The 22,486-nt window shown below is 63.5% G+C and carries 31 protein-coding genes, 3 tRNA genes and 1 other annotated feature; of the genes, 22 read left to right on the top strand and 12 right to left on the bottom strand.

What is annotated here, in order from left to right:
* Positions 1-71 precede the first annotated feature (71 nt).
* Both ACFVAJ_RS11290 and ACFVAJ_RS11285 read right to left on the bottom strand, forming a co-directional pair.
* Positions 72-1,391, bottom strand: a complete 1,320-nt coding sequence (locus ACFVAJ_RS11290) for an NlpC/P60 family protein (protein WP_376944132.1) — start codon at positions 1,389-1,391, stop codon at positions 72-74.
* Complete coding sequence (locus ACFVAJ_RS11285) at positions 1,384-2,700, bottom strand: M23 family metallopeptidase (RefSeq protein ID WP_376944130.1); 1,317 nt, start codon at positions 2,698-2,700, stop codon at positions 1,384-1,386. Before ACFVAJ_RS11285 ends, ACFVAJ_RS11290 begins: the two co-directional genes overlap by 8 nt.
* A gap of 247 nt (positions 2,701-2,947) precedes the next feature.
* Here ACFVAJ_RS11285 and ACFVAJ_RS11280 point away from each other — a divergent pair.
* The 3 genes from ACFVAJ_RS11280 to ACFVAJ_RS11270 all read left to right on the top strand — a co-directional run bounded on the left by ACFVAJ_RS11280 (position 2,948) and on the right by ACFVAJ_RS11270 (position 3,277).
* Positions 2,948-3,020, top strand: a tRNA-Glu gene (locus tag ACFVAJ_RS11280).
* 38 nt (positions 3,021-3,058) lie between these two features.
* Positions 3,059-3,132: transfer RNA gene (locus ACFVAJ_RS11275), tRNA-Asp, on the top strand.
* Positions 3,133-3,204: 72 nt separating this feature from the next.
* Positions 3,205-3,277, top strand: a tRNA-Phe gene (locus tag ACFVAJ_RS11270).
* A 75-nt stretch (positions 3,278-3,352) separates the two neighbouring features.
* Here the strand turns inward: ACFVAJ_RS11270 and ACFVAJ_RS11265 are convergent.
* Both ACFVAJ_RS11265 and ACFVAJ_RS11260 read right to left on the bottom strand, forming a co-directional pair.
* Positions 3,353-4,444, bottom strand: coding sequence for a tyrosine-type recombinase/integrase (locus tag ACFVAJ_RS11265; RefSeq protein WP_376944128.1), 1,092 nt, complete (start codon positions 4,442-4,444; stop codon positions 3,353-3,355).
* Positions 4,431-5,063 (bottom strand): hypothetical protein, encoded by a 633-nt coding sequence (locus tag ACFVAJ_RS11260; RefSeq protein ID WP_376944126.1) that lies wholly within the window; start codon positions 5,061-5,063, stop codon positions 4,431-4,433. The genes ACFVAJ_RS11265 and ACFVAJ_RS11260 overlap by 14 nt, the downstream gene beginning before the upstream one ends.
* Positions 5,064-5,171: 108 nt before the next feature.
* Here ACFVAJ_RS11260 and ACFVAJ_RS11255 point away from each other — a divergent pair, with 108 nt between their 5' ends.
* The 12 genes from ACFVAJ_RS11255 to ACFVAJ_RS11200 all read left to right on the top strand — a co-directional run bounded on the left by ACFVAJ_RS11255 (position 5,172) and on the right by ACFVAJ_RS11200 (position 12,863).
* Positions 5,172-5,372 carry a helix-turn-helix transcriptional regulator gene (locus ACFVAJ_RS11255; protein WP_376944124.1) on the top strand — a complete coding sequence of 67 codons (201 nt, stop codon included), beginning with the start codon at positions 5,172-5,174 and terminating at the stop codon, positions 5,370-5,372.
* 453 nt (positions 5,373-5,825) lie between these two features.
* Positions 5,826-6,251: a hypothetical protein gene (locus ACFVAJ_RS11250; protein WP_376944122.1), complete on the top strand. Its 426-nt coding sequence runs from the start codon at positions 5,826-5,828 to the stop codon at positions 6,249-6,251.
* On the top strand, positions 6,244-6,480 hold the full coding sequence (locus tag ACFVAJ_RS11245; RefSeq protein ID WP_376944120.1) for a hypothetical protein: 237 nt from the start codon (positions 6,244-6,246) through the stop codon (positions 6,478-6,480). The genes ACFVAJ_RS11250 and ACFVAJ_RS11245 overlap by 8 nt, the downstream gene beginning before the upstream one ends.
* A gap of 22 nt (positions 6,481-6,502) precedes the next feature.
* Positions 6,503-6,745: a hypothetical protein gene (locus ACFVAJ_RS11240; protein ID WP_376944118.1), complete on the top strand. Its 243-nt coding sequence runs from the start codon at positions 6,503-6,505 to the stop codon at positions 6,743-6,745.
* Positions 6,742-8,007 (top strand): DUF3631 domain-containing protein, encoded by a 1,266-nt coding sequence (locus ACFVAJ_RS11235; RefSeq protein ID WP_376944116.1) that lies wholly within the window; start codon positions 6,742-6,744, stop codon positions 8,005-8,007. The genes ACFVAJ_RS11240 and ACFVAJ_RS11235 overlap by 4 nt, the downstream gene beginning before the upstream one ends.
* Positions 8,008-8,367: 360 nt before the next feature.
* Complete coding sequence (locus ACFVAJ_RS11230) at positions 8,368-8,658, top strand: hypothetical protein (protein WP_376944114.1); 291 nt, start codon at positions 8,368-8,370, stop codon at positions 8,656-8,658.
* On the top strand, positions 8,655-8,891 hold the full coding sequence (locus ACFVAJ_RS11225; protein ID WP_376944112.1) for a hypothetical protein: 237 nt from the start codon (positions 8,655-8,657) through the stop codon (positions 8,889-8,891). Before ACFVAJ_RS11230 ends, ACFVAJ_RS11225 begins: the two co-directional genes overlap by 4 nt.
* Entirely contained in the window at positions 8,888-9,517 is a 630-nt protein-coding gene (locus tag ACFVAJ_RS11220) for a hypothetical protein (protein WP_376944110.1), read from the top strand. The genes ACFVAJ_RS11225 and ACFVAJ_RS11220 overlap by 4 nt, the downstream gene beginning before the upstream one ends.
* A gap of 420 nt (positions 9,518-9,937) precedes the next feature.
* Positions 9,938-11,734 carry a hypothetical protein gene (locus ACFVAJ_RS11215; RefSeq protein WP_376944108.1) on the top strand — a complete coding sequence of 599 codons (1,797 nt, stop codon included), beginning with the start codon at positions 9,938-9,940 and terminating at the stop codon, positions 11,732-11,734.
* 52 nt (positions 11,735-11,786) lie between these two features.
* A complete protein-coding gene (locus ACFVAJ_RS11210) occupies positions 11,787-12,077 on the top strand; it encodes a hypothetical protein (RefSeq protein WP_376944106.1) in 291 nt (96 codons plus the stop codon).
* A gap of 196 nt (positions 12,078-12,273) precedes the next feature.
* Positions 12,274-12,600: a hypothetical protein gene (locus ACFVAJ_RS11205; RefSeq protein WP_376944104.1), complete on the top strand. Its 327-nt coding sequence runs from the start codon at positions 12,274-12,276 to the stop codon at positions 12,598-12,600.
* A 95-nt stretch (positions 12,601-12,695) separates the two neighbouring features.
* Positions 12,696-12,863: a hypothetical protein gene (locus ACFVAJ_RS11200; RefSeq protein WP_376944102.1), complete on the top strand. Its 168-nt coding sequence runs from the start codon at positions 12,696-12,698 to the stop codon at positions 12,861-12,863.
* Positions 12,864-13,040: 177 nt separating this feature from the next.
* Here the strand turns inward: ACFVAJ_RS11200 and ACFVAJ_RS11195 are convergent, their stop codons facing one another.
* Together ACFVAJ_RS11195 and ACFVAJ_RS11190 are read right to left on the bottom strand one after the other, a co-directional pair.
* On the bottom strand, positions 13,041-13,244 hold the full coding sequence (locus ACFVAJ_RS11195) for a hypothetical protein (protein WP_376944100.1): 204 nt from the start codon (positions 13,242-13,244) through the stop codon (positions 13,041-13,043).
* A 79-nt stretch (positions 13,245-13,323) separates the two neighbouring features.
* Entirely contained in the window at positions 13,324-13,695 is a 372-nt protein-coding gene (locus ACFVAJ_RS11190) for a hypothetical protein (RefSeq protein WP_376944098.1), read from the bottom strand.
* 157 nt (positions 13,696-13,852) lie between these two features.
* Here ACFVAJ_RS11190 and ACFVAJ_RS11185 point away from each other — a divergent pair, with 157 nt between their 5' ends.
* On the top strand, positions 13,853-15,589 hold the full coding sequence (locus ACFVAJ_RS11185; RefSeq protein ID WP_376944096.1) for an AAA family ATPase: 1,737 nt from the start codon (positions 13,853-13,855) through the stop codon (positions 15,587-15,589).
* 286 nt (positions 15,590-15,875) lie between these two features.
* On the opposite strand, the gene ACFVAJ_RS11180 is transcribed toward ACFVAJ_RS11185, so the two are convergent.
* Both ACFVAJ_RS11180 and ACFVAJ_RS11175 read right to left on the bottom strand, forming a co-directional pair.
* The gene (locus ACFVAJ_RS11180) at positions 15,876-16,166 is read right to left on the bottom strand and encodes a hypothetical protein (protein WP_376944094.1); all 291 of its coding nucleotides are present in this window, start codon (positions 16,164-16,166) and stop codon (positions 15,876-15,878) included.
* The gene (locus tag ACFVAJ_RS11175) at positions 16,153-16,428 is read right to left on the bottom strand and encodes a hypothetical protein (protein WP_376944092.1); all 276 of its coding nucleotides are present in this window, start codon (positions 16,426-16,428) and stop codon (positions 16,153-16,155) included. Before ACFVAJ_RS11175 ends, ACFVAJ_RS11180 begins: the two co-directional genes overlap by 14 nt.
* A 226-nt stretch (positions 16,429-16,654) precedes the next feature.
* Between ACFVAJ_RS11175 and ACFVAJ_RS11170 the strand changes: the two genes are divergently transcribed.
* The gene (locus ACFVAJ_RS11170) at positions 16,655-17,521 is read left to right on the top strand and encodes a M23 family metallopeptidase (protein WP_376944090.1); all 867 of its coding nucleotides are present in this window, start codon (positions 16,655-16,657) and stop codon (positions 17,519-17,521) included.
* A 134-nt stretch (positions 17,522-17,655) separates the two neighbouring features.
* Here the strand turns inward: ACFVAJ_RS11170 and ACFVAJ_RS11165 are convergent, their stop codons facing one another.
* Both ACFVAJ_RS11165 and ACFVAJ_RS11160 read right to left on the bottom strand, forming a co-directional pair.
* A complete protein-coding gene (locus ACFVAJ_RS11165; protein ID WP_376944088.1) occupies positions 17,656-17,832 on the bottom strand; it encodes a hypothetical protein in 177 nt (58 codons plus the stop codon).
* Positions 17,829-18,047 carry a helix-turn-helix domain-containing protein gene (locus tag ACFVAJ_RS11160; protein ID WP_376944086.1) on the bottom strand — a complete coding sequence of 73 codons (219 nt, stop codon included), beginning with the start codon at positions 18,045-18,047 and terminating at the stop codon, positions 17,829-17,831. The genes ACFVAJ_RS11165 and ACFVAJ_RS11160 overlap by 4 nt, the downstream gene beginning before the upstream one ends.
* A 227-nt stretch (positions 18,048-18,274) precedes the next feature.
* Here ACFVAJ_RS11160 and ACFVAJ_RS11155 point away from each other — a divergent pair, with 227 nt between their 5' ends.
* Both ACFVAJ_RS11155 and ACFVAJ_RS11150 read left to right on the top strand, forming a co-directional pair.
* Positions 18,275-18,583 (top strand): helix-turn-helix domain-containing protein, encoded by a 309-nt coding sequence (locus ACFVAJ_RS11155; RefSeq protein WP_376944084.1) that lies wholly within the window; start codon positions 18,275-18,277, stop codon positions 18,581-18,583.
* Between the two features lie 24 nt (positions 18,584-18,607).
* The gene (locus ACFVAJ_RS11150) at positions 18,608-18,823 is read left to right on the top strand and encodes a helix-turn-helix domain-containing protein (protein WP_376944082.1); all 216 of its coding nucleotides are present in this window, start codon (positions 18,608-18,610) and stop codon (positions 18,821-18,823) included.
* A gap of 214 nt (positions 18,824-19,037) precedes the next feature.
* Here ACFVAJ_RS11150 and ACFVAJ_RS11145 read toward each other — a convergent pair whose 3' ends face one another.
* Complete coding sequence (locus tag ACFVAJ_RS11145; RefSeq protein WP_376944080.1) at positions 19,038-20,288, bottom strand: tyrosine-type recombinase/integrase; 1,251 nt, start codon at positions 20,286-20,288, stop codon at positions 19,038-19,040.
* Positions 20,288-20,485 carry a hypothetical protein gene (locus ACFVAJ_RS11140; RefSeq protein ID WP_376944078.1) on the bottom strand — a complete coding sequence of 66 codons (198 nt, stop codon included), beginning with the start codon at positions 20,483-20,485 and terminating at the stop codon, positions 20,288-20,290. Before ACFVAJ_RS11140 ends, ACFVAJ_RS11145 begins: the two co-directional genes overlap by 1 nt.
* A 137-nt stretch (positions 20,486-20,622) precedes the next feature.
* On the opposite strand from ACFVAJ_RS11140, the gene ACFVAJ_RS11135 reads away from it, so the two are divergent.
* The 3 genes from ACFVAJ_RS11135 (at position 20,623) to ACFVAJ_RS11125 (ending at position 22,370) form a co-directional block, all read left to right on the top strand.
* Positions 20,623-21,336 carry a hypothetical protein gene (locus tag ACFVAJ_RS11135; protein ID WP_376944076.1) on the top strand — a complete coding sequence of 238 codons (714 nt, stop codon included), beginning with the start codon at positions 20,623-20,625 and terminating at the stop codon, positions 21,334-21,336.
* 245 nt (positions 21,337-21,581) lie between these two features.
* The gene (locus tag ACFVAJ_RS11130; RefSeq protein WP_376944074.1) at positions 21,582-21,932 is read left to right on the top strand and encodes a hypothetical protein; all 351 of its coding nucleotides are present in this window, start codon (positions 21,582-21,584) and stop codon (positions 21,930-21,932) included.
* A 123-nt stretch (positions 21,933-22,055) separates the two neighbouring features.
* Entirely contained in the window at positions 22,056-22,370 is a 315-nt protein-coding gene (locus tag ACFVAJ_RS11125) for a transposase (protein ID WP_376944072.1), read from the top strand.
* Positions 22,328-22,443: a sequence feature (AL1L pseudoknot), on the top strand. Its footprint overlaps the gene before it by 43 nt.
* Positions 22,444-22,486: the final 43 nt, after the last annotated feature.

Genomic DNA, 22,486 nt, shown 5'->3' with positions numbered 1-22,486 from the left:
CGGATGCCACGTGGCATCCGACGCAGCGAAGGGGGCGAGCCGTACGGCTCGCCCCCTTCGTCGTTCCCGGGTCAGCCGGCCGGCCGCGCCGCGGCCGAGGGGCTGCCCCAGATGAAGTACTCGCGCACCGGCACGCCCTCGCGCGGGGCCTCGAGGATGCGCCCGCCGCCGAGGTAGATGGCGACGTGGTAGTAGTCGCCGCCGGATCCCCAGAAGAGCAGGTCGCCGCGCTGGATGCTGCCGAGCGAAACGGCCTTGCCGCGCCCGGCGAGCGTGGAGTACTGGTTCGTCGCCGAGTGGGTGCCGATGCCGATGCCCGCGTAGCCGTATGCCTCGCGGGTGAGGCCCGAGCAGTCCCACACGTCGGGGCCGGCGCCGCCGAGCACGTAGCGCTCGCCGAGCTGCTGCCGCGCGAAGGCGATCGCCGACTCGACGGCGTTCTGGTTCGGCGGCTTCGGGTTCGGGTTCGGGGCCGAGCCGCCGCCGTTCGAACCGCCGCCGCCGTTCGAGCCGCCGCCGTTGGAACCGCCGCCGTTGTTGGAACCGCTGCCGGATCCCCCGCCGTTCGAGCCGCCGCCGGATTCCGCCTCCTCGGCTTCTTCGAGCGCCGCCTCCGCGGCCTCGCGGGCCTGCCCCTCGACCCGCTCGCGCTCGAGTGCCGCCGTCGTGTCCTTCAGCGAGGCGAGCTGCGCGTACAGCTCCGCCGAACGCTGCTCGGCCGCGGCCACCGCGGCGAGCGCCGCATCGGCCGCGGCTCGGGCCTCGTCGGCACGGGTCTCCGCGAGCGCGGTGAGCCGTTCGTGCTCGGCCTCGGCCTCGACCGCCTGCGCCCGCAGCGACTCGGCGGCGTTGCGGTCGCTCTCGGCCTGCTCGTAGACGCCCTGCGACTGCTCGCCGAGCTTGGACGCGAGGCCGAGCTGCTTCAGCAGCCCGTCGACGTCGTCGCCGCTGAAGACGAGTTCGGCTGAGAGATCCTTGCCGGCGGTCCGGGCGAGGTGTGCCGCGAGCAGGCCCGCGCGCATCCTCGAGATCTCGGCGACCGCCTCGGCCTCGTCGGCCTGCTTGCCGAGGGTCTTCACACGCTCGGCCGCGCGGTCGCGCTCGTCGACGGCCACGCGATACGCCTCGTCCGCGACCATCGAGACCTGCACCGCGGCATCCGCCGTCTGCTGCAGGCCCGCGAGCAGTTCGCCCAGCCGGCCGATCTCGGCCTGCTTCGTCGCCTCGTTCTGCTTGGCCTGCTCGATCTCGCCCCAGGACGGGTAGTCGGGCTCGGCCGCCGCCGGCGGGCCGACGAGGCCGACCGAAGCGGTCACCGCGCCGACGGCCACGGCCGAGAAGACGGTCGCGGGCTTCACCCGCGAGATGGGCCGGGTGCGGTGCTCAGCCAAGGTAGACGCCCCGGTTCGCCATGAACGGCACGGGATCGATGCGCTGCCAGCCGTCGTAGACCTCGAAGTGCAGGTGGCAGCCGGTCGAGGCGCCGGTCGTTCCGGACCAGGCGATCTGCTGCCCGGCCGAGACCCATTGCCCCGAGCCGACGAGCAGCCCGCCGTCGACGATGTGGGCGTAGCCCGTCGAGATGCCTCCGCCGTGGTTGATCTTGACGAAGTTGCCGTAGCTGCCCGACCAGCCCGAGTAGGTGACCGTGCCGCTGTTGGCGGCGTAGATCGGCGACCAGCAGCCGGTCGCGATGTCGGTCGCGTAGTGGAAGGGGTTCGAGCAGTAGCCGCCGCCGCAGATGACCTCGCGAGGACCGTAGTCGCCCGAGATCCAGCCCGAAGCCGGCAGCGCCCAGCCCGAGGTCGCGACCCCGCCGGGCGAGCCGTTCTCCATCGCCTCCTTGCGACGGCGCTCCTCCTCCTTGCGCTTGCGCTCCTCTTCCTCCTTGCGCTTGCGCTCGCCCTCCTCGTAGGCCGCCGTGGTCTTCGCCTCGGCGTCCTTCAGGAAGGCCAGCTGCGCCTCCAGCTCGACCTTCTTCGCCTGCGACTCGGCGAGCGCCGCCTCCGCGGCCGCCTGCGCCTCCTGCGCCGCCTGCAGTGCCGCCTCCGCGGCGACCCGCAGCTTCTCGCGCTCGCCCTGCGCGACCTCGGCCTGGTCGCCGAGCGACTGCGCGGAGTTCGCCTTCTCCTGCGCGGTGCGGTACACCTCGGAGCTGCGCTCGACCATCTGGCTCATGTTGCCGAGCTTCGAGAGCAGCGCATCGGTCGACGTGGCGTTGCCCGCCTCGAGGAAGAGGTTCACGCTGAGGTCGCCGGTGCCCGTGCGGTAGAGCTGTGCGGCCACCTGCCCGGCGTTCTGCTCGGCCTCGGCCGCCTCCGCGGCGGAGGCGTCGGCCTCGGCCTGGATCTGATCGGCCTTGCGCACCGCGTCGTCGTACTTCTGCTGCGCGACGAGCAGTTCGTCGGTGCGTCGCTGCGCCTCGAGCCGTGTCTGCTCGACGTTCGCCTCGAGCTCGCCGATGAGCCCGACGATCTGGTCGACCGCCGCAGCGCCCGCGGCGGTGTCGGCCTTCGCCTGCTCGACCTCGTCCCAACTGGGGTAGTCGGCGGCGACGGCGCTCTGCGGCACCGCGACCGAACCGACGAGCGCCAGGGCGACGAGCGCGGCGCCGGCGAGGGCACGGCGCGCCAGGCTCGGTGGGCCCTGCGGGCTCGTTCGAGCTCGGGCGGTCTGCGATCGTCGTGTGGTGCGGTCCATGGTTCCCCGTCCACGCGGGCTTCGGGACCCCGCGCTCCTCGCTCTCGTTTCCGGGCACTGGCAGCCTTCACGATAGGCATGACGACAATCGTTTCCGGGGATTTGGCGGGCATGTCCGCGGATGCGCGGCGCCCGCCGCGAGGCATCCCGCGCGCGTGTTTCACACCGTCGCGGCGCTCGTTTTGCGCAGAAGCGAATCAGCACGTATGCTTGCTTCTCGGCGGTCGCGCTGAAGAGCGAGACCTCCGGCCCCATCGTTTAGTGGCCTAGGACACCGCCCTTTCACGGCGGCAGCACGGGTTCGAATCCCGTTGGGGTCACTTTGCAAGGCGTATATAATTGAACAGCTTCACTTCGAGGCCCTGTAGCGCAGTTGGTTAGCGTGCCGCCCTGTCACGGCGGAGGTCGCGGGTTCAAGTCCCGTCAGGGTCGCTCAGGCGACAAGCCCTTTCCCTTACGAGAGAAGGGGCTTTTCTCCTTTCGAGGCGGTCTTCTCCACCTCGAGGCTCTGTAGCTCAGTTGGTAGAGCGTTCGACTGAAAATCGAAAGGTCACCGGATCGATGCCGGTCGGAGCCACAGTCAAAACCCCCGGTCATCCGGGGGTTTTTTGTTGCCCCGGAAACGAACTGCGCAACATCTCCCGCGAGCTGGTCACATTTTGGACACAGCACCCTTGTTGAGCGCGTCGGCGACGGCGTCCAGATCGTCGTCAAACAGGTCGGCATACACGTCCAAGGTCATGGCTGCGGACTTGTGCCCAAGCATCCGCTGAACGGCCTTCACGTTCGCCCCTGCACTGACCGCGAGGCTCGCGGCGGTGTGCCTCAGGTCGTGCGGGGTGACCTTCGGAAAGTCGGCATCTTCGGCCATCGCTGTTTTCAGAGCCTTAGCGAAGTAGCGGGATCGGAAGTTGCTGTTCCGGAGAACTCCTCCGTCTGTCCCGACGAACACAAGGTCGTCGGGACGCTTCCCACGCACGCGTTCCTCGAGTGCCGTCGAGAGGAATTCGGGGAACGGCACGGATCTGCGCTCGTGCGTCTTCGGTGTGCCCCATGTGACGGCGCCACGCGGCTCTGTCACCGCTTCGGCGATGTCCAGGCGACGTCGTTGCAGGTCGACACGAGCCACCTTGAGGCCGGCCATCTCACCCCAGCGCAGTCCCGTGTACGCGAGCAACTGAATGACGTCGGCGTACGGCTCCGAGGCCGCGGCGAGCGACGCCACCTGCTCATGCGTGAGATAACCGCGTTCCTTCTGTGTGATTCGCGGAAGCCGGATGTCGTCGCACGGGTTCCTCACCAGACGCCCATCCCGAACAGCGAACTTCAGGATGCCTGCCAGAACGAGATGCGTCTGCCGCGTCGCGCTCGGCCCCAGCCTCGTCGAGAGCTCATTCACCCACTTCTGAACGTCCGCGTGACCCACGTCTTGCAGCTTCGTCGTCGACCAGCGCGGCAGCACGTGCTTGTCGAGGGCGTGCCGGTAGCCGGATCGCGTCGTCGGCTTGAGCTGGATCTGCGCGTCGTACCAGTGCTCCGCCCACTCCCCCACGTTCACACGCGACTTCCCAGGGTCGACCCACTCGCCGCGGTCCTTCGCGGACTCGACTGAGATCAGGTAGCGTTCTGCGTCGCGCTTGGTCTTGAACCCACGCTTTCGCCGCTGACGCCTGTCGGCTGATCGGTAACGCACCGAATAGAGCGTCCGGCCGGCAGTGTTCTGGTACGGCTCAATCGTCGCCACCAGAACTCCGCATCTCGAGCAACCCATCCGCGCGCGCTTTGGCGATCCAATTGTGTGCCGTGCGAGTCGAGAGCCCGAGTTGCTCGGTCACGGCTTTGATCGGGTGGGCGTTGATGACCTCCGCGGCCCGATACAGCCGAGCAGCCCACTTCAGAGTCTCTGGCGTCGGGCCGTGCTTCGCGGCTTCGCTCCGAACGAAGGCGGGCACGAGGTTTTCGAACGACTCGAACCGCTGCCACTGACCGCGTTCGTCCATGTACACCAGAAGACCGGGAACGACAGCGCGGATGTACTCAGCGATTCGAGCCGGACGAATGCGCGCCTGTGTAACCTCTGGCCCACCATTCCTCCGCCTGCCGGTCATTTCTTGGCAGACGAAGCGGCCCTCTTGTCCATCGAAAACGATGAGTAGTTCAAGGTCGATTTCCAGATCAGGCTCGTCGATGACGTCAATCCTGCTGCCCACGTTGATCTGCGCGGCCGTCCAGTTATCCCGCATGCCTTGACCGATAACCCCCAGACCTCCGCCGATTTCCAGCACCGGCACCTCGTTGGGGTCCAGGAGATTCGGATCAACCTCATCCAGATTCGGGCGGTTGCCATCTCGCTTTTCGGTCACGTTAAGTGAGGGTACTGCATATCTGTGACACGCGGGTGATTGCAGTTACTTGACATTGATCTGCAGTTATGCTTTCATAGTGATGTCACATCTATGAAGGAGGTGGAAATGCCTGACCTGATGACTCCAGAAGAACTCGCTGAACTGGTCCATTCGACGCCGGCTTCTCTCGCTCAGCTGCGATACCGCGGCGGCGGCCCGCGTTTCGTCCGGTTCGGGAAGAAGAAGGTGATGTACCGGCGCGAGGATGTCGAAGAGTACCTCGCCGCAAATCTGTACTCCCGCACGGACCAGCCCGTCAGCGCATAGCCCGATGCGCGCACCGGCTACCTGGCACCACAAACAGGACGGCCCGACCGAGACAGTCGAAGCGCTCTTCCGCGCAGCCGTCAGCTACGTGGAAGAACACCGCTTGGACCTGTCAGTGTCGAAGATCTCCAGGATCGTGCGCGGCCATGTCCGCACGGCAGGGAGTGTTGAAGCTGCGGCTACGACGCTCGCCTACGTGCTGAGCTACGCGGACCCGACTGGAGAAGTCGCCGTCGCTAACGCCGTCCAAAATCCCCGTCTTCGGCGCGTGCCAGAACCCGCCTTGGTCATCTCAGGCGTGGCGCCCGGGCTTGCATCAGGCGAGACGTCTGGAACATGCGTTTTGCACGCGGTCGCGGGGTGCGCGGACTGCTGAACAAGAGGAATGCCCGGCCAATGGGCTGCAACCCGGGCCGGGCAATCAACGGAACCAACCAACACGAAGGAACCGATATGTACATCGTAGACCAGCCCGCAATAGAGCGGGCCAGTGCACACCCTGAGATCGAGACGATTCTCACTGAGTGGCGGGATGCAAGAGAGCGCGGCGAGAAGCCCCGTTGGCCGCTTGAGCTTCCTGCGTGGGCAGTTGCAGTCGACATCTGTGAGTGCGAACCGTGGGACGACTGCATGGTGACATTCCGCGGACGCGACTGGACCGCCGGAGAATTCACCGCCCGCATCGAAGAGATCTACGTGTTCTACAGCGTGAGCGAACGCGCCAAGGGCGAAGTCGACGTCTACTACACGAACGGTGCAGGGGTACTCGTCCCTGAGCTCGACCCCGACCAATCTCGCCAAGAAGCCGAGCAGATCGCGTACGTCATCGGTTCGGCCGCTGCCGAGCTTCGCACAATCGAGGAAGCGTCCGGTGCTTGACGACACCGACGACTGGGACGACCCCAGCACGTCGTGGACATGGAGAGCACTTCGCATCTTCCGCGCCTACGACGTCTGGGGGCCGCTCCCGGACTCTCCTGCACCGTTTCTCAACTACCCCGATGGGTACGTTCTCGCACTCACCGCATGGCCGGCTGATTTCTCACTCGAGAGCTGGCGTGAGGTCCACAACGCACTGGTCGCCCTCGCGAGGGAGCTGACCGCCTAGCAACCTGATTTGGAGGCTGCGTATGACTGCAGTCGAACTCCCCCCGCTGGGGTACCCGGCCGACGATGAGCACGAGGGGAACGTGCAGACCTGGGCTAGCGGCTGGTCCGCCTGTTTGGACTGGCTGTGGCCTATGTACGTGCGCGCGAACGCCGACGCCGACCGCCTCTATCGGCTCGCATTTCCTGAGCCGAAACACGTCGTCGATGCGCGTATTGGTCAGGCGATTGAGGAGGCATTCTTCGAGGAGGTGGAAGCGCGATGATCGACGGTTCGACGGTTGCAGACGGTTTCGACGGTTCGATTCTGCGGGGTGTTCTGGATGACGTTCGGCGGTGGCTGAGCACTTACATCCTCTTCACCGAAGAATCCGACGCCGACATCCTGACCCTCTGGATCGCGCACACCTACGTTGCTCGAGAGACGTACACCACTCCACGGATTGTCGTCGACTCGACTACGTATGGCGCCGGCAAGACGACTGTGATTGAGCATTGTGCACGGTTGGCACACAAGCCGATTCAGGCGGCGTCCATCTCGTCGCCTGCTCTTCTGCCACGGATGCTCGACAAGGAGATCCGCACAATCTTGATCGATGAGGTCGACCGGTCCCTAGACCCCAAGAAGCCGGGTGTGGAAGACCTCATCGCCATCATCAATTCGGGCTACAAGCGTGGGGCAACACGTCCGGTGTTGGTGAAGGTCAAGGGTGACGAGTGGGACGTCGCTGAGATGCCAACGTTCTCACCGGTCCTGATGGCCGGGAACGCACCTCAGTTGCCGGACGACACCCGTTCGCGTTCGATTCGCATTCTGCTAATGCCGGACCTGTTCGGGCAGGTTGAAGCGACCGACTGGGAGGAAATTGAACCGGAGGCGCTGGAACTTGCGGAGGCTCTTTCCGCTCAGATGGATGCCGCTCGAGATTCGGTCAGGACAATCCGTCCCGAGCTTCCGGAAGCATGCACGGGCCGCATCAAGGAGAAGTGGGCACCGCTCGCGCGCGTAGCCGCTGTCGCTGGAGGTGACTGGCCCGGGACTGTTTGGGAGTTGATCCACCGCGGTATCCGTGAGCAGGAGATCGAACGCGAGGAGGGCCTGCTGAACCGGCCACCAGCTTTGATCCTTTTGGCTGATTTGTTCCAGGTGTGGAAGCCCCATGTGGGTGACTTCGCCCAATCGGCAACCCTGATTGATCGACTCGTGGATCACAACCCGGATTACTGGGGCGAGTACTCACCCTACGGGCGCAGGCTTACGCCTCAACGGTTCGGTCGGATGCTCGTGCAGGCCTACAAGATCCACTCCGAGAAGAACGGTTCGGACGACCGCGGCTACTTCCGTGAGCGGTTTGCGAAGGCGTGGCGACAGTTGGGAATAACCACTCCAATCGAACCGTCGAAACCGTCTGAATCCGTCGAACTGTCGACTGCGGATCCGGGCTATTGCGTCGGGTGCGGTGGCGTCGCGCCGTGTCACAAGGAGCACACCGGATTTGAGCTTGTGCGGTTGGAGGTGAACCGATGAGCGCCGTCACGGAGTTCGCGGCGGCGTACCGGTGCCCGGATTGCCCCAGTGAGAACCATCTCGTCGATACCGGCAACGGCGTCTATGTGCTCCAAGTGATGCACGAACCCACGTGCCCATTCCTGAATCGCCGGAACCGATGAGGGGGGCGGCTGCTTGGGATGCCCTGCAAGAGGCAATGCAACGCACTCCCCCGCTCTGCCTCAATGACGAACGATTCGTAGCTGACGAGCTCCCGCCCGGCGACGAGATCGAACTCACCGAAACCTGCAATCTGTGCCCACTCCGCAGCGCGTGTGACCTGTACGCCCGTGAGGGCCGAGTCAACGCCGGCTGGTGGGCCGGTCGAAGGAGGAACTTATGAATGAACGGAAGAGCGATATCAACACCGACGTGAGAGCGGTAGCCGCGGAAACGTTCGCAGCATTGGCCGCACCGATACCGCACACCGAGCGCGTGACGATCCTCGAACGAATCGACGCCCAACACCCGTTCCTGAACGCAGAAATCTACGCGGGTGCGCTGGCCCATTTCTCATCGATGGTCGACGCGATCCGGAAGAACTTCCCCGAGGTCGAAGCGGGCATCGACGGGTGCCGACTGCAAGCAGTGCTCGGCGAGATCGAAAGAAGCCTGAAGGAATCGAAATGACTGAACAGGTGACGCATGAAGACCTGAAGAGCATGACTCCGATGCAGATCGCTGCGGCGCTGGATGCGGGGAGCCTCGATGAGCTTCTTGGGCGCCCTCGACGCGAGCCCATCCCGACGTTTCCGACCGAAGCGGACCTCGCTCGAATGACCCCAGAAGAAATCAACCAGGCCCTCCGTGAGGGCCGCTTGAACCACCTGCTCGAGGGCAGGACGATTGGAGAGAACGAATGAACATCGAAGCACTTGAACAGCAGCTCGAGACCGCAGCGGGTGAAGCGGAGGCAGCGCGCGCAGAGGCGATCGCTCTCGAGCAGAAGATCATCAACGGCGACCAGAAGGTCAGCATGGCACTGGTCGAAGCCGAGGAATCGAAGGCCCGATACGCCGACCTGAAGGTCAAGAAGATCGAGCGAGAGATCGAGAGCGCTCGCGTCACCGCCCGACAAGAGGCGATCAAGGCGATCCGAACCGAGATCGAGACGGTTGAGATCACTGACCCGGAGCACTTCATCGGTCTTCTGCACGATGTGGAGAAGGCCATCATCGCTTTCACCACTGCTGCCGAAGAACGAACGGCACGTGTGTACGACTGGCAAACCCGGCTGCTTGCCCTTGACGTCCCGACGATGGGCACGACCTGGGAGTTCCCGCCCGACGATCAGTTCGGCATCGCACCCTACGGCCACAACTACACGGGCTTCTATCGGGTTCGGATCGACGATACGACGATCGGCACGATCCAAGCGAAGTACTACCTCGAAGCGATGTTCCGCGAGCCACTCGCCGCACAGCGGGTCGAGAATCTTGAGCACGCGATTCGAACGGAACTCGGCGCACGCCCGAACAAGTCGAAGTAGGTCTATCCAAGTTGTGCGCTCAGGTGCCGGCCCAGTCTCCAGACGCGGCAGCCGCACTCGTGAGCGTAGCTACCATGGCGACCTCCTTCCATGCGGTCTTAACGAACTTGCGGATGGCCTTCGTGAATCGACGGACAGATGCAATCGGAACGGACGCGAATGAGATGGTGGCTGCTGCCAGCAGGATCGAACTGCTGTGGGCGGACCCGTGGGTCACCCCACACCTGAGCGCACAACTGTGAATTTTCGAACCAGTATGACAGCCCTCGCCGACATCGGCACAGGCTGTTCTCGCAATTGGGGAGTCACCCGACTTGGGTGGCTCCCCTTCGCATTTCTACCCATCGGGGCCATTGTTTCCGGCTCACCTCTGAGCGCTCTCTTGAGCGGTGTGGCTCTTTCCAACCGAAAGGAGTGAACGTGGCAGGTACAGAACTCGCAACCGCGTACTACTCACTGCTGCCGTCGATGGACGGCACTGCTGCCGCAGTCCGCCAGCAGTCAGGAACTCTGAGCGGGGTTTGGGCTGGTATCGGAGACGATGCCGGCCGCGGCATGAAAGGCGGCATTCTCGCCGGCATCGGCAAGCTCGCCCTGCCGGTCACTGCGGCCTTCGCTGCCCTCGGGCTCGGCAACATCATCGCCGACACGGTCCGCACGGGAATCGACTTCGCGATGGACGGCATCAACATTGCCGGCGACATTGCCGAAACCAAATCAGCAGTTGCTCAAGTCTTCGGCGACGAAGCGACCGCCTCAATCGACAAATGGTCGAACCGCGGCGCCGACGTGCTTGGGCAGACCCAGCTCCAAGCGTTGCAAGCCGCGCAGACCTTCGGAGTGTTCGGGAAAGCGGCCGGCCTCGCCGGCAATGACCTCGCAACGTTTTCTACCGATCTGGCTGACCTCGGCACCGACTTCGCGTCGTTCTACAACACCTCACCGGAGCAGGCGATCACCGCAATTGGTGCTGCGCTGCGGGGCGAATCCGAACCGATCCGACAGTACGGTGTCCTTCTTGACGAAGCCACGATCAAGGCTCGCGCCCTGTCGATGGGTATCTATGACGGGACGGGGTCGCTGTCTCAGCAGCAGCGGGTGTTGGCGGCGCAGGCGGAGATCTTTGCGCAGTCGGCTGACGCGCAGGGCGACTTCGAGCGCACGTCGGGTTCGTTGGCGAACCAACAGAAGATCCTCGCCGCGAACTTCGAGAACGTGAAAGCGAAGCTCGGCGCTCAACTGCTGCCCGTGATGACCTCACTCGCAACATTCGCAAACGACAAGCTGGTCCCCGTCTTCGACGAGATCGTCACCAAGAGCGGGCCGATGCTGGCAGACACGTTCGAAACGATCGCGCCCGCCCTGGGAGAGATCGCCCAGACGGTCGCAGCATCCCTGCCCGACCTCGCCGAGCTCGCCGTCGAGACGCTCCCAGCAACCACAGCATCGTTCCTCGCACTGGCACCGATCCTCCTCGAGGGCGCCCACCTGCTCGCAAACATCTTCCGCAACGCAAGGTCCGTGTTCGACCTCCTCGGAGGCGACACCACGGTCCCGGCCTTCATGAAGTCGATCATGAGCGCATCCGGATCGGTGGGCGAACTGAGCTCCAGAATCGCCTCGGCGGTCGTGACGATCAGCAGCTACTTCCGGAACCTGGCCGGAAACGTGAGCTCCTCCATCAATAATGCGGTGGGCTTCGTACGGTCGCTTCCCTCACGTGTTCTGTCCGCAGTCGGTGACCTCGGCGGACTTCTCATCGGGTCCGGTCAATCACTGATTCAGGGATTCATCGACGGAATCTCATCGATGCTTCGCCCGGTCGGTAATGCGGTCGGCGGCATCATGGACTTCGTTGCCGGCTTCTTCCCGCACTCGCCTGCCGAGCGTGGCCCGTTCTCGGGTTCGGGTTGGCGTGACGTGTACTCGGGCGGTCAGGCGCTTATGGCGCAGTTCGCGGATGGGGTCATGGACAAGGCCATCGCACCGAGCATCGGCCCGCGTGTGGCGTCAGCCGAGAGGCTCGCGGTGGCTGCTGCAAGTAGTTCGATCCCGAGGGCTTCGATGGGTGTTTCTGCCGCGCGATTGCCGAACACCATCACGCTTCGCGTCGGTGATCGTGAGTTCACCGCCTACGTCGGTGATGTCGCGGGCGGCGTCGTAAAGCAGGCCGACAGAGATTCGCGGGTCGCCCTCGTCAACGGCTATCGGCGCTGAGAAGACAGGGGGCGGGCCGAGAGTCCCGCCCCCCACCACGAAAGGAACCCCCATGGCCTGGAGCAACACCCCCGGGGCAAACACGTACCCACCCAAGGAAGCCGGCACCGAGCGACCGATAGTAGAAGGGGAATGCCGCCGCCCGGTGGCCGACCAAAGCACGATGACCATGACGTTCACCCCCAACTCTCCGAACCCGGACGAGTACGACCCCAACTGCAACCACGGGAACGTGCGAACCGAGGTCGACACGTTCGGACAACCAATCGGCTACGACGTGTGCCTCAACTGCGGCATGCGTCAGTACTACCGATACGAGCGAGCCGACAGACCACGCAAATAGGGGGTGGGTAACCCCCTCCCCTCCCCTATCGCCCGCGGGGAGGTGCTGTGGATTTCCCTGTCTGCATAGCGATTGAGTTCGTTTTTGTTTTGCCGTTGTGCGTCCCGTACGGGGGCTTTCAGCGGGGTGCTGGGCCCATGTCGGGTTCGGCGACTTCAACGCGCTGTGGAGGCGCATGAGGAAGGAGGCGTTACAGATGACGGAATTGGATGTACGAGCTCGGTTTGATGCGGCGTTGCCCGATGAGTACGAGTGGGATGAGCGGGAGGCGACTCTGCTCGCGATTGCTGAGCGGCAGTCGGCCCATATCGAACAGCTCGAGGCACTTCTAGAGGCGCAGGGGCTTTCGGTGAAGGGGTCCACGGGTCAGAACAGGCTCAATCCGTTGGTTGCCGAGCTGCGGTTGCAGTACGCCGCCCTGTCCCGAACCGTTGAGGGTATCCGCCTGCCTGGTGAGTCCCCGGAGGAGAAGAAGTCCCCGCGTCATCAGCGTGCTGCTGCTCGTCGTTGGGGGGCTGCCTGATGCCACGGTTAAAGCGTCGTGACCCGGAGCCGGCCAACCTCGTCGATCTAGCGAGCAGACGTCGCCGACGGGACGTCGACCATTTGGTGAATGAGATGGATCTCGACGGGCGGGTGCTCTGGGGAAAGAACTCGGAACAGATCGAGGTGGCCGCAGCGGACGCGTTGGAACTGTTCGCGTTCGATGAAGCTCTGGGGCGGCTGCGCCGGCGGTTCTCGCCCATCTATCACCAGAACTCGGTGAACGGGGTGCGTCGTGGCTAGGCGACGAGAGGTCCCACCTATGGGTGACTACGAGGCCGCCTGGGAGGAGTACCGGCGACTGTATCGACTGCATTTGTCGCGGGTGTTGAACGGCGGTTCGACTGTCGAGTTGGCCGCGAAGCTCGAGCACACTCGATCTGTCTGGAGTGCCGCGCGCTTAGAGCATCGACGGAAGCCCTAGAGCAGTCCCACGAGAGCATCAATGCGGTCGATGTCCTCGGCATACTCGTCCGCGTCGTCCCGATCCTTCGTTAGGTCGTGGAGGATGCCACTCACTCGCCCTAGCACTTCCTTGATGTCCTTGAGTTTCGTTTCGACATCGCTGAGGGAGATCACCTGCGCTTCGACGTAGTCAAGGCGGTCTTCGATGGATTCGGCCATGGCCAGAGCGTAGTGGGCCGATCCGAATCTTGCACGGGTGTTTCCACGAGGGCCGCCACCTAGCCCCCAGTGCGAAACCTCAGCCTCCGTTGACGGCGTTGTTCGCAGCGCTTGCTGCAGCCATGATGATCCAGAACAGGGTGACCAGGGTGATGATCCCGACGGTGGCATAGCCAAGGCCGAGGCCGGTCATTGCCGCGGACTTTCCAACGCCGCCCATCCGGTTTGCGTGGCCGACACCGATGTGTCCGGTGATGACGGCAGTAAGGCCGAGCGGGAACCCGATGATCGCCGAACCGAGGCCGAGGATTGGAATCCAAGCCCATACGCCGATGACGATACCGACGATGCCGAACACCATCGAGGTGGTCGCGACGCCGTTGGTTGGAGGCTTGATGATCTGCTGGTAGATCACTTGCTGCGGCTGATACGACGGCTGCTGATATGACATGGTGCCTTCCGTTTCCAGCAGACTAGCGGGAGACCATCCCCCCTGCCTGCCCACATTCAGGGGTGGCCCGGCTCGCCTCGCGAACTGCGACACTGACCCACGTTCGGGGGGCAAGACGGTCCCCATTCCTCGCCGGACGTTCTGGCAGCATGACCTGATGGACCTGATCGAAGGCATCCGTCTCGGCGGCTATCGAAGCCTCTTGGCCGATTCGCCGGTGCAACTCGCGCCCCTGTCGCGTGTCAATTTTGTGGCGGGACAGAACAACACTGGCAAATCGAACATCCTTCGCTATATTCATGCACTCTTCGCGTCGGAAGAGGGCCAGTCCGATACTGCGTTCTCAGGGCAATGGGACGCTCCAATCGGTGCGGGAACGACCGCCCTTAGGTTCTCCATCGGCTTCTCGCCGAATGTGCTTATGGACAGCGTCGAAGCGGCTACAAATGGCCGGACACGAAGCGCGCTCGAGCAGCTACTTCACCTGCCGGCGATCTCTGATGCAGACCTGACGTGGTTCGACTACGAGAGTCCACGCCTGCAGTCATTGACGACGGGCCGCTGGAGTTTCGACGATCAGAACTGGCAAAATGTGGTCGATCCTGCGGGGCGGGACGGGATCGCTAACGGCCTGGCCGAACTGTTGGATTCCCTCGGGATTCAACACGCACGTACTATCCCCGACGTCATCGCGAAGATGCGAATGCGGTTGGCACCGACGCTCACCTCCGGAGAATTGCCTACGGCACGGACGGTCGTCGCGTTTCGTCAAATTCAAGCACCCAATGAAGGTGAAACCGATCTCAGCGGCACCAACCTGATCCGCCGTCTCCGTGAGCTACAGAACCCGAGAATGGATCGACGGGCGGACAAGCTCAAGTTCGACAAGATCCGCCATTTCGTGAGAGCCGTCCTTGACGATCAAGACGTCGATATCGAGGTACCGCATGACCTCGGCACGATCCATGTGACGAAATCGGGTCGGACTCTCCCTCTCGAGAACCTCGGCACGGGCATCCACGAGGTAGTGATCCTTGCAACAGCGGCCACTGTCGTGGAGGACTCGATTCTTTGCCTGGAAGAGCCCGAAATCCATCTGCATCCCACGTTGCAGCGAAAGCTCATCAACTATCTGCGGACTCAAACCTCTAATCAGTACTTCATCGCTACGCACTCCGCGCACATGCTCGACAGTGAGACAGCCTCTGTGTTCCACGCGCGCAATGCTGGCGACGGAACCGAAGTATCGTACGCAGGGCACCCGCGTGATCGCGCGGCGATCTGCGCTGATCTCGGCTACAAGTCATCTGACATTGTTCAAGCGAACGCCGTCATTTGGGTAGAAGGCCCATCTGACCGAATCTATGTGAACAAGTGGATTCGAATTATCGATTCGAGTCTCGTGGAGGGTACCCACTACTCGATCATGTTCTACGGTGGGCGCCTTCTCAGTCACCTCACTAGCCATGACCCAGAGGTCGAGGATTTCATCTCGCTCCGCCGGCTGAACCGCTTCATGGCGATCGTAATTGACAGCGATAAGACCTCCGCGCAGAAGCACATCAACGCCACCAAGAAGCGCATCCGCGAAGAGTTCGAAGAGTCCGGGCCGGGTTTCGCGTGGGTCACGAAGTGCTACACGATCGAGAACTACGTGCCCGAGGCGGTTCTTCAGAAAGCGATTCGAGAGGTGCATCCTTCCGCTCTAATTACCAGGGGGAAGTCAGCACGACAGTATGAGAACCCGCTCTCAAAGACCAGGCTCAAGATGTCCGTCGACAAGATCAAGATTGCACGCAATGCAGTCGAAAGCTGGCCAGATGGAGAGTGGCCATACGATCTGCGTGCCCGCGCGGTCCAATTGGTTGAACTGATCAGGTCCGCAAACGACTGAGCCCGTGCAGTTACGCGGTCCCACCACCTAGCTCGCAAGCAAAGAGCTGCCCCATAGGTCACGCCTCCCACTGATGGGTCGACGGTCTTGCGCGGCGCACTGCAGACAGACCTCGTAGAGCACGAAGCCGTGCCAGGTCTTCTCCCATCGTCGCTTGTCATGTGTGCAGTCCATCTGCCAGTCGAACAGTGGTCCCGTTGGTGAAAACATGTTGATCTTCCGATCGTTCGGTGACCCCGCTGGTCTCGGGCCTCACGCCTACTTTCGGTCGATCTCCGAAAGCCATTCAGTCCCCTGCTGAGGTGCGTCTTGGGTAGCCGCCGACGAACTCACGCCCGGAGCGACTGTTCTCGCGAACGAAGGTCATGTGTACCTGCCGGCAGGATGTTCGCAAAGTCAGGTAGTAGCCGACGAGCTGGCCCTTGCATTCGGCACGGTACCCGACCTCTCCCCCGCGCCTCACGAGGCGTATGCGGCCGTACTCCTCGCCGAGAGTGTCGATCATCCGCCACATCCCAACCGGGCCTTCTACGGCTGCGAGGATCGGATGCCAGTTCGGTTCGTCACGCGACGCCACGGCAGGCTCCTCTTTTCCGAGCTGCGAGAGCAGCCTGGTACACCTCCCAGACCATCTCCGCTGCGAGGCGCAGCGCGTCGATCGGGAAGTAGCCGAGGAAGTCGCGGTCGGCCTCTACCGGCGCCCATGTGTCGTCCCGGAGAAGTGGCTGCGGCGGGGTGCCGGCGGAGATCTCGCGGATGATCGCGATGCGGCGTTCGCCGTCGAACTGCACCCATTCGCCTCGGGTGACGGATCTGAGGTTCGGTGACCAGTAGCGCAACGGGCCGGGGCTCCTTCGTGGGGACGAATGTGGAGCGCGCCGGCCCGCGCGGGAATGATCACGATTTTACGCGCGTCCCGCCGACACTACGAGGCGAGGTGCCCAACGAATGGTGCTTGGCATAGCAGACAATGCCCCCCTAAACACCATGACTGGGGCGTATTTCTCTACGTAGATCAAACCTCCATACTCGAATTTCGAGCATCACTCTCGAAGAGGAGGATGAGTGGAGCAAGCGCTTCCAGAAGCGAAACCACGACAAGGACTCTCGCGTCGCGGCTTTGTTGGAGTGTCGGCGACAGCCTTCATAGCAGCAGTGGCGGGCGAAGCATGGTTCGCCCAAGCAGCGTCCGCGGTGCCGTACGTTCAGTATCAGTATCCATTCCCGATTGCCTGGTACGACGCCAGTGACCCGTTCGGAAACACCGATCCTCCTTGGCGTTCCCCGAAACGCCCACATCGTGGCGCAGACTTCAACGGCGGCAGCTCTGGCACCGCCGGTACGGGAATTCCTGCTGTGGCAAGTGGAACCGTTGTCTACAACGATTGGTGGGACGGTCTCGGGTGGGTGCTCTCACTTCGGCATCGTGATGGAGCATTCTCGGGGTACTGTCACCAGCGAGTCCAGTCGCCCATGGCCTGGGGTTCGACCGTCAGCCGTGGCCAGATCATCGGCGAAGTTGGCGGCACACGCACCCACAGCGAGTCCTACGATCCACACCTTCACCTCACGATGGGCTGGGACATCGGCGGCACCCGTGGCGGCGACACGCGCTTCGACCCGATTCCCTACATCGCGAATCGTCTCGCTGCGGAACCCGAACCGTCCGAACCAGAACCAGAGCGAAGAAAGAAGGATGATCAGATGTTCCTGTTGTACGCCAACGACGCCACCGCCACTCCGAAGGAGCGTTGGGCGGTAGTCGGCCCCGGGTTCTGGTTTGTGGTTGCAACCAAGGATGTTGCCGACGTGCTTTCGCTTCAGGCCGGCTACCAAGCCACGGTGACCTGGGCCGAATGGGATCGGGCATTCCGCGCGGCAGTCTCGTCGGGATTCGTCCCGGCCTCCGGCCAGACTTCCCGCACACTCTAGCCCTCACCCGCCACAGTGCCTCCGCCTCGCCGCCCGGCGAGAGGGGGCACTGTGCTCGTACGCTTGAACGCGTCGATGCCGCCGATGGAGCGCGCGGGTATGCCCTCGATTCTACGATCGGGCCACTGACAGCCCTAGTCCACGTCAGGCAACGAGTCCAGGAACGCCGCCCAATCTTCGGTCAGCACGAGCATCGACTTCCCGAGACGTTTCGCCGGGAGGTAGTTGTCGCGGATGAGCTGTCGAATGTAGCTCTCGGACTTCCCGCATTCGGCTGCGAGGGCTTCGATCGTGTAGGCGAGCCGCGTCATGGTTCCACTTCCCAGAGGTCGAGGATGCCGATCTCGAGTGCCTCGCATATGAGGAGCAGTTCGCTCACCGAGATGCTTCCGGGTCGGTATCGGAGTTTGTCGTAGAGCCGCGCGTATGGGGTCCCCGATGTTCTCGCGAGCCAAGCCATCGAGCGTTGTCTGTCTGCGAGGAGCGACTTGATGGCTGGGGTGAGGATGTCGTGGAGTGGCGGCATGCTGCTGACGCTAGGCGTTGTCTGCGGAACACCGGGGCGTTCTTCGTGCGGGTACAAGGTTGATGTCGCGCGGTGACGACAGTCAGGTTCAGAGGTCGAGGTTGGGGAGAACCGGCACCTTGCAGGTGCGGCAAACGTAGAGACCATTCGCCGGTACAGCGCGAGTTCCACAGTTCGGGCAGTTCGGCTCCGTGGAAGCAATCTCGTCAACCATCAGAGCAGACTAGATGACTCGATTCGGATGCCCAATCTCCATACGGGGAAGCGCTGGTAAAAGGAAGGACTCCACGGGCACACTGGCACTCATGACCGACGAAAAAGTACTCAAAGTTGCGGAGCTGGCGTCCATCCTCGGGGTACATCCGCAGACGGTGTACGCGAAGGCGTCTGAGTTGCGACCGACGCCCGAGGGGTGCATTCCGGGTTTCCGGGTGGGCCGCGCGTGGCGCTTCTACCTGTCCGAGGTACGCGACGCTGGGGTCAAGCAGCACGACCCGTGGGCGCTGCCGTCAGGGAGACCCCGCCGGTTCCGGTAGGACCGCAAGTCGCACACTGGCACCATGACTGATGAGAAAGCACTCAACGTTGCGGAAGTTGCATCCATTCTCGGGCTGCACCCGCAGACGGTCTACCTCCACGCAAGGTCGGGCGAGATTCCTGGCTTCCGTGTTGGGCGGGCGTGGCGGTTCTACCGCTCCGAGGTGGAAGCGCACCTACGGAAGCCCTCCACTGAGATTCAGTCTGCGCAGTCGCGCGGACGCAAACGAAAGCCGTGAGTGCATTTGGACACACTTTTGGGCACACACGACCGATACTCAACATAACTTCGCGTCATGGTGAGTCATCCAAAACGCCTGTAAATTCAGCGTTCTTGTCGTCCTGCCTAGCACTGCCAACCATGCCCAGGATGACTGAAAATCGAAAGGTCACCGGATCGATGCCGGTCGGAGCCACAGTCAAAACCCCCGGTTTACCGGGGGTTTTTTCGTGTCAGCGGGACATTCCGCGGGGCCGCCGGTGAGGTTGTGCCATTAATGTGCCATTAAGTGTTCGCCTGGTTCGGCGTTGTGCCATTTCTGGTTCGTGGTCGGGCGTCTTGGCATTGCTCTCGTCGGCCCGCTTGAGCGCATCGTTCAGTGCGGCGCCGGCCCGGATCGCGACGCCTTCACGAGCGCGCGAGTAGCGCTCGGTGACCTGCAGGCTCGAGTGGCCGAGGGTCGCCTGCACGTCGGGTGCGGTGGCGCCGGCGTCGAACAGGATCGTCGCGAACGTGTGCCGCAGGTCGTGGATGCGCAGGTCGGGCCGGCCGATCGCCTCTCGCAACTCTTCCCAGTTCACCGCGCGACGGGCGTTGTGATTCGTGAGGCGCCCGCCGTCGGGTCCGTCGAAGAGCAGGTCGCTCCCCCGCTTGCCATGCGCGGCAGCTTCGGCGTACGGACGCAACGCGTCGATCAGCGGGACATCCCGCGACTTGTGACTCTTGGGCGACTGCTCGATGAGCTCGCCGCGCATGCCCGGGCTCAGCGACCGGCTGACGCGGATGACGCCGCGCCCGAAGTCGACGTCGCCGACGCGCAGTGCAGTCGCCTCGCCCGCGCGCATGCCTGTGTAGACGAGCGCGGCGAAGTAGCGGCGGTACACGCCATCGGGAATGAGATCGAGCAGCGTCGAGATCTGCTCGAGCGTGAGCGCGCGCGACACCGGCGAGATCGACTCGCGCATGCTCGGCCGCTTCACCTCGCGGGCCGGGTTGTAGTCGATGAACCGCGAGCGACGAGCGCCGTCGAGCAACCGCGAGAGCACCGCGAGCGCGTCGTTCTTGGCGGATGCCCCACCCGACCACGCGACCATCGCCGACTCGATCATGGGAGAGGTGATCTCGTCGAGCCGGTGCCGGCCGAGGCTCGGCTTCACGCGAAGCCGCCAGGCCACGCCGTAGCTGCGAGCTGTCGCCGGGCGAATGGACGACTCGATCGCCGGCCAGTACTTGTCGTACCACTGGTCGAGCGTCATCGAGCCGTTCGGGTTGCGGCCGGCGACCATCTTCGCGAGCTCGCGCTTCGCCTCAGCGAGAGTCAAGAAGGTGCGCGATCGCTCGGCGGCGCCGCCCTCGACGCTCGGGCCGACGACGCGGATCTGATAGCGCTGGCGGTCGGCGCGCCAACGGATGCCTTCGGGCAGCGGCCGGCCCGTGCGCGGATCGACCCGCGACGGGGTGTCCTTCGTCGGCCGCCCGGCCATCAGTGTTCCGTTCCACCCCGCGCGAGCAATTCGTCGACCGTGTCGGCGCTCCAGAGCAGGTGCTTGCCCATGCGTGCGTCGGGCTCGGGGATGAGCCCGTCGTGGCGCAGCTTGTCGAAGCTCGAGACCGGGATGCGGCACCGCTCGGCCGCCTCGACTCGGCTTAGGTACTCCACCCTCCACGCGGTGTCAGCCATGACGCTCCCCTCGATTCATCGGCCGCCGGCTGGCATCTCGTGCATGCCGACCCACGCGCGGCTATTTGCAAGTACCTGAGATTATCACTTCGCGCGGGTTTCGGCAAGTATCTGAGTTGTGTGGCTAGACTCGTGCCATGCACCCACCCGAGTCTCCCCAGTGGCCGGACCAGTCGCGAGACGGACTCCTTGTTGCCGACGACCTCCCCGAAGGGTGGTACCTGCATCTCAACTTCCCGGGCGACCGCGGTGACGACCCGTCGCTCGAGATCGACGAGCTGCTCGGCTACGACCGATGGCTCACCGCGGAGCCCGAGCAGTTCCGCGTTGCCGTGTCCGACCAGAACGAGACGATCGACGGCCGCTGGCGTTACATCGAACACATTGCGACGCACACACGCGTCATGATCCGCCTGCAACGCCAGACGTTCGCCGTACCGGAGGAAGTGCGCATCACCGGCGTCATCTACCTCCCTTGGCGGGGCGGCCAACCGATCACGAGCCAGCTCCTCCGCGAGCTACCCACGGCCCGCATCGAGGCCGCGATCAACAAGCGCCTCTTCGCGATGAAGCGCACCGAGACGAGATCCGGCGGCAGGATCGTTCTGCCCTCAGGCCACAAGGTCAGCGAGCGCGACTTGCTCAACCCACTCGGCGATCCGAAGAAGACGCCCGACTTCTACGAGCTGGTCGCCCTGCAGCACGGCCACCTCTCCCGGAAGGGCGACAAGAACCCGAGCGCGACGATGGCGGAGATCAACGGGGTTGCGCTCTCGACTGCTCAGGGCTGGATCACGAAGGCTCGCGAGCGTGGCTTGCTGCCGCCTGGAAGGCGCGGGCGAGCGGGATAACATCACGACGAGATGCGAGCTGAGACCCCGGTTGATCGTGTAGCCAGGCTTATAGCGATTGGCGTGCCGGTCCGGGCTTCTCCACCAGGCGGGGTATACGGCCATCACGTTTCGCGTACCGGTGTGCGTGGGGCTCGACCCGAAATACGGGTGACTCGATGACCGGCCTGCGGACGAACATTCAGTAGTGTCGGCAGGGTCGTATTGATGGCTGAGCCAACTGAGAGGTGGTTCGAGTGTCATTCGTGAATGACTGGACTGGCGAAGAGTTCGAAGACGAAGACGAGTACTTGCGTTCGATGAAGCAAGACGACTCGTACGCATTCGCCTACGAATACGAGTACGTCGCCGACAGATTCGGCGAGGGCGATGACGACGTCGTGCTGCGGCACGCCACACTCAACGTTTCGGTCGATTGGGACGACTCGTCGGCTCCGGGATACGTCGTGTCTTACGCGGTCGATTCCCCCACCCCGATACCGAACCAGTGGACGGGCGACGCCGACCAGATCTTCAGCGACCTGTGGAGCCAAGTGGTCAATGACCTGGATTCAATCGGCATCGGTGCGGAGTTGCACAAGGACTGGCCTGTCTGACGCGACGGGGATCGGATCGTCGACTGATTCAGCGGCCAATCATCGACCGGCGTACGTACCCGCCTGAGGTGACTGAGATTCGGCCTGGGTCTCGTGCCGTCCTTTGATTCAGGATGGATGACGATGCCGAAGAAGTTTGAACCCGAGATGCGTGAACGTGCGTTGCGGATGCTCGCGGAAGCGATGCCGGACCACAGGAACAAGTCCGCTGCGGTGCGCCATGTCGCCGGGCTGCTCGGGATGAGCCCGGAGACTCTGCGCACCTGGGCGCGTCGGATTGAGGTTGACGAGGGGCGTGCGCCAGGCGTCAGCACGGACATGCTCGAGGAGAACCGGCGGCTCAAGCGTGAGAACGCCGAGCTGCGCAAGGCGAACGAGGTCCTCACGGCCGCGAACGTGTTTTTCGCGAAGGAGCTCGACCGACCCTCGACGAGATGATCCGGTTCATCGACGAGCACCGGGATCGTTTCAGGGTCGAGCTCATCTGCCGGGTGCTGCGCCCGTGACCATGGCAGGTTCCCTTCAGTACTCAACTCGCCATCAACAGCCGACGC

The organism is Agromyces sp. NPDC057679 (genome assembly GCF_042799635.1).
Classification (GTDB): domain Bacteria; phylum Actinomycetota; class Actinomycetes; order Actinomycetales; family Microbacteriaceae; genus Agromyces.
The sequence above is the reverse complement of the archived record's forward strand: the minus strand, read 5'-3'. Positions and strand labels throughout refer to the sequence as shown.

What these genes read in the sequence shown, in the direction of transcription:
- ACFVAJ_RS11185 (WP_376944096.1), top strand. Translation starts at nt 13,853, where the DNA reads ATGGACCTGATCGAAGGCATCCGTCTCGGCGGCTATCGAAGCCTCTTG.
- ACFVAJ_RS11150 (WP_376944082.1), top strand. Translation starts at nt 18,608, where the DNA reads ATGACTGATGAGAAAGCACTCAACGTTGCGGAAGTTGCATCCATTCTC.
- ACFVAJ_RS11285 (WP_376944130.1), bottom strand. Translation starts at nt 2,700, where the DNA reads ATGGACCGCACCACACGACGATCGCAGACCGCCCGAGCTCGAACGAGC.
- ACFVAJ_RS11155 (WP_376944084.1), top strand. Translation starts at nt 18,275, where the DNA reads ATGACTCGATTCGGATGCCCAATCTCCATACGGGGAAGCGCTGGTAAA.
- ACFVAJ_RS11195 (WP_376944100.1), bottom strand. Translation starts at nt 13,244, where the DNA reads ATGGCCGAATCCATCGAAGACCGCCTTGACTACGTCGAAGCGCAGGTG.
- ACFVAJ_RS11145 (WP_376944080.1), bottom strand. Translation starts at nt 20,288, where the DNA reads ATGGCCGGGCGGCCGACGAAGGACACCCCGTCGCGGGTCGATCCGCGC.
- ACFVAJ_RS11255 (WP_376944124.1), top strand. Translation starts at nt 5,172, where the DNA reads ATGCCTGACCTGATGACTCCAGAAGAACTCGCTGAACTGGTCCATTCG.
- ACFVAJ_RS11230 (WP_376944114.1), top strand. Translation starts at nt 8,368, where the DNA reads ATGAATGAACGGAAGAGCGATATCAACACCGACGTGAGAGCGGTAGCC.
- ACFVAJ_RS11125 (WP_376944072.1), top strand. Translation starts at nt 22,056, where the DNA reads ATGCCGAAGAAGTTTGAACCCGAGATGCGTGAACGTGCGTTGCGGATG.
- ACFVAJ_RS11140 (WP_376944078.1), bottom strand. Translation starts at nt 20,485, where the DNA reads ATGGCTGACACCGCGTGGAGGGTGGAGTACCTAAGCCGAGTCGAGGCG.
- ACFVAJ_RS11225 (WP_376944112.1), top strand. Translation starts at nt 8,655, where the DNA reads ATGACTGAACAGGTGACGCATGAAGACCTGAAGAGCATGACTCCGATG.
- ACFVAJ_RS11210 (WP_376944106.1), top strand. Translation starts at nt 11,787, where the DNA reads ATGGCCTGGAGCAACACCCCCGGGGCAAACACGTACCCACCCAAGGAA.
- ACFVAJ_RS11160 (WP_376944086.1), bottom strand. Translation starts at nt 18,047, where the DNA reads ATGCCGCCACTCCACGACATCCTCACCCCAGCCATCAAGTCGCTCCTC.
- ACFVAJ_RS11135 (WP_376944076.1), top strand. Translation starts at nt 20,623, where the DNA reads ATGCACCCACCCGAGTCTCCCCAGTGGCCGGACCAGTCGCGAGACGGA.
- ACFVAJ_RS11220 (WP_376944110.1), top strand. Translation starts at nt 8,888, where the DNA reads ATGAACATCGAAGCACTTGAACAGCAGCTCGAGACCGCAGCGGGTGAA.
- ACFVAJ_RS11250 (WP_376944122.1), top strand. Translation starts at nt 5,826, where the DNA reads ATGTACATCGTAGACCAGCCCGCAATAGAGCGGGCCAGTGCACACCCT.
- ACFVAJ_RS11165 (WP_376944088.1), bottom strand. Translation starts at nt 17,832, where the DNA reads ATGACGCGGCTCGCCTACACGATCGAAGCCCTCGCAGCCGAATGCGGG.
- ACFVAJ_RS11240 (WP_376944118.1), top strand. Translation starts at nt 6,503, where the DNA reads ATGACTGCAGTCGAACTCCCCCCGCTGGGGTACCCGGCCGACGATGAG.
- ACFVAJ_RS11205 (WP_376944104.1), top strand. Translation starts at nt 12,274, where the DNA reads ATGACGGAATTGGATGTACGAGCTCGGTTTGATGCGGCGTTGCCCGAT.
- ACFVAJ_RS11235 (WP_376944116.1), top strand. Translation starts at nt 6,742, where the DNA reads ATGATCGACGGTTCGACGGTTGCAGACGGTTTCGACGGTTCGATTCTG.
- ACFVAJ_RS11190 (WP_376944098.1), bottom strand. Translation starts at nt 13,695, where the DNA reads ATGTCATATCAGCAGCCGTCGTATCAGCCGCAGCAAGTGATCTACCAG.
- ACFVAJ_RS11200 (WP_376944102.1), top strand. Translation starts at nt 12,696, where the DNA reads ATGGATCTCGACGGGCGGGTGCTCTGGGGAAAGAACTCGGAACAGATC.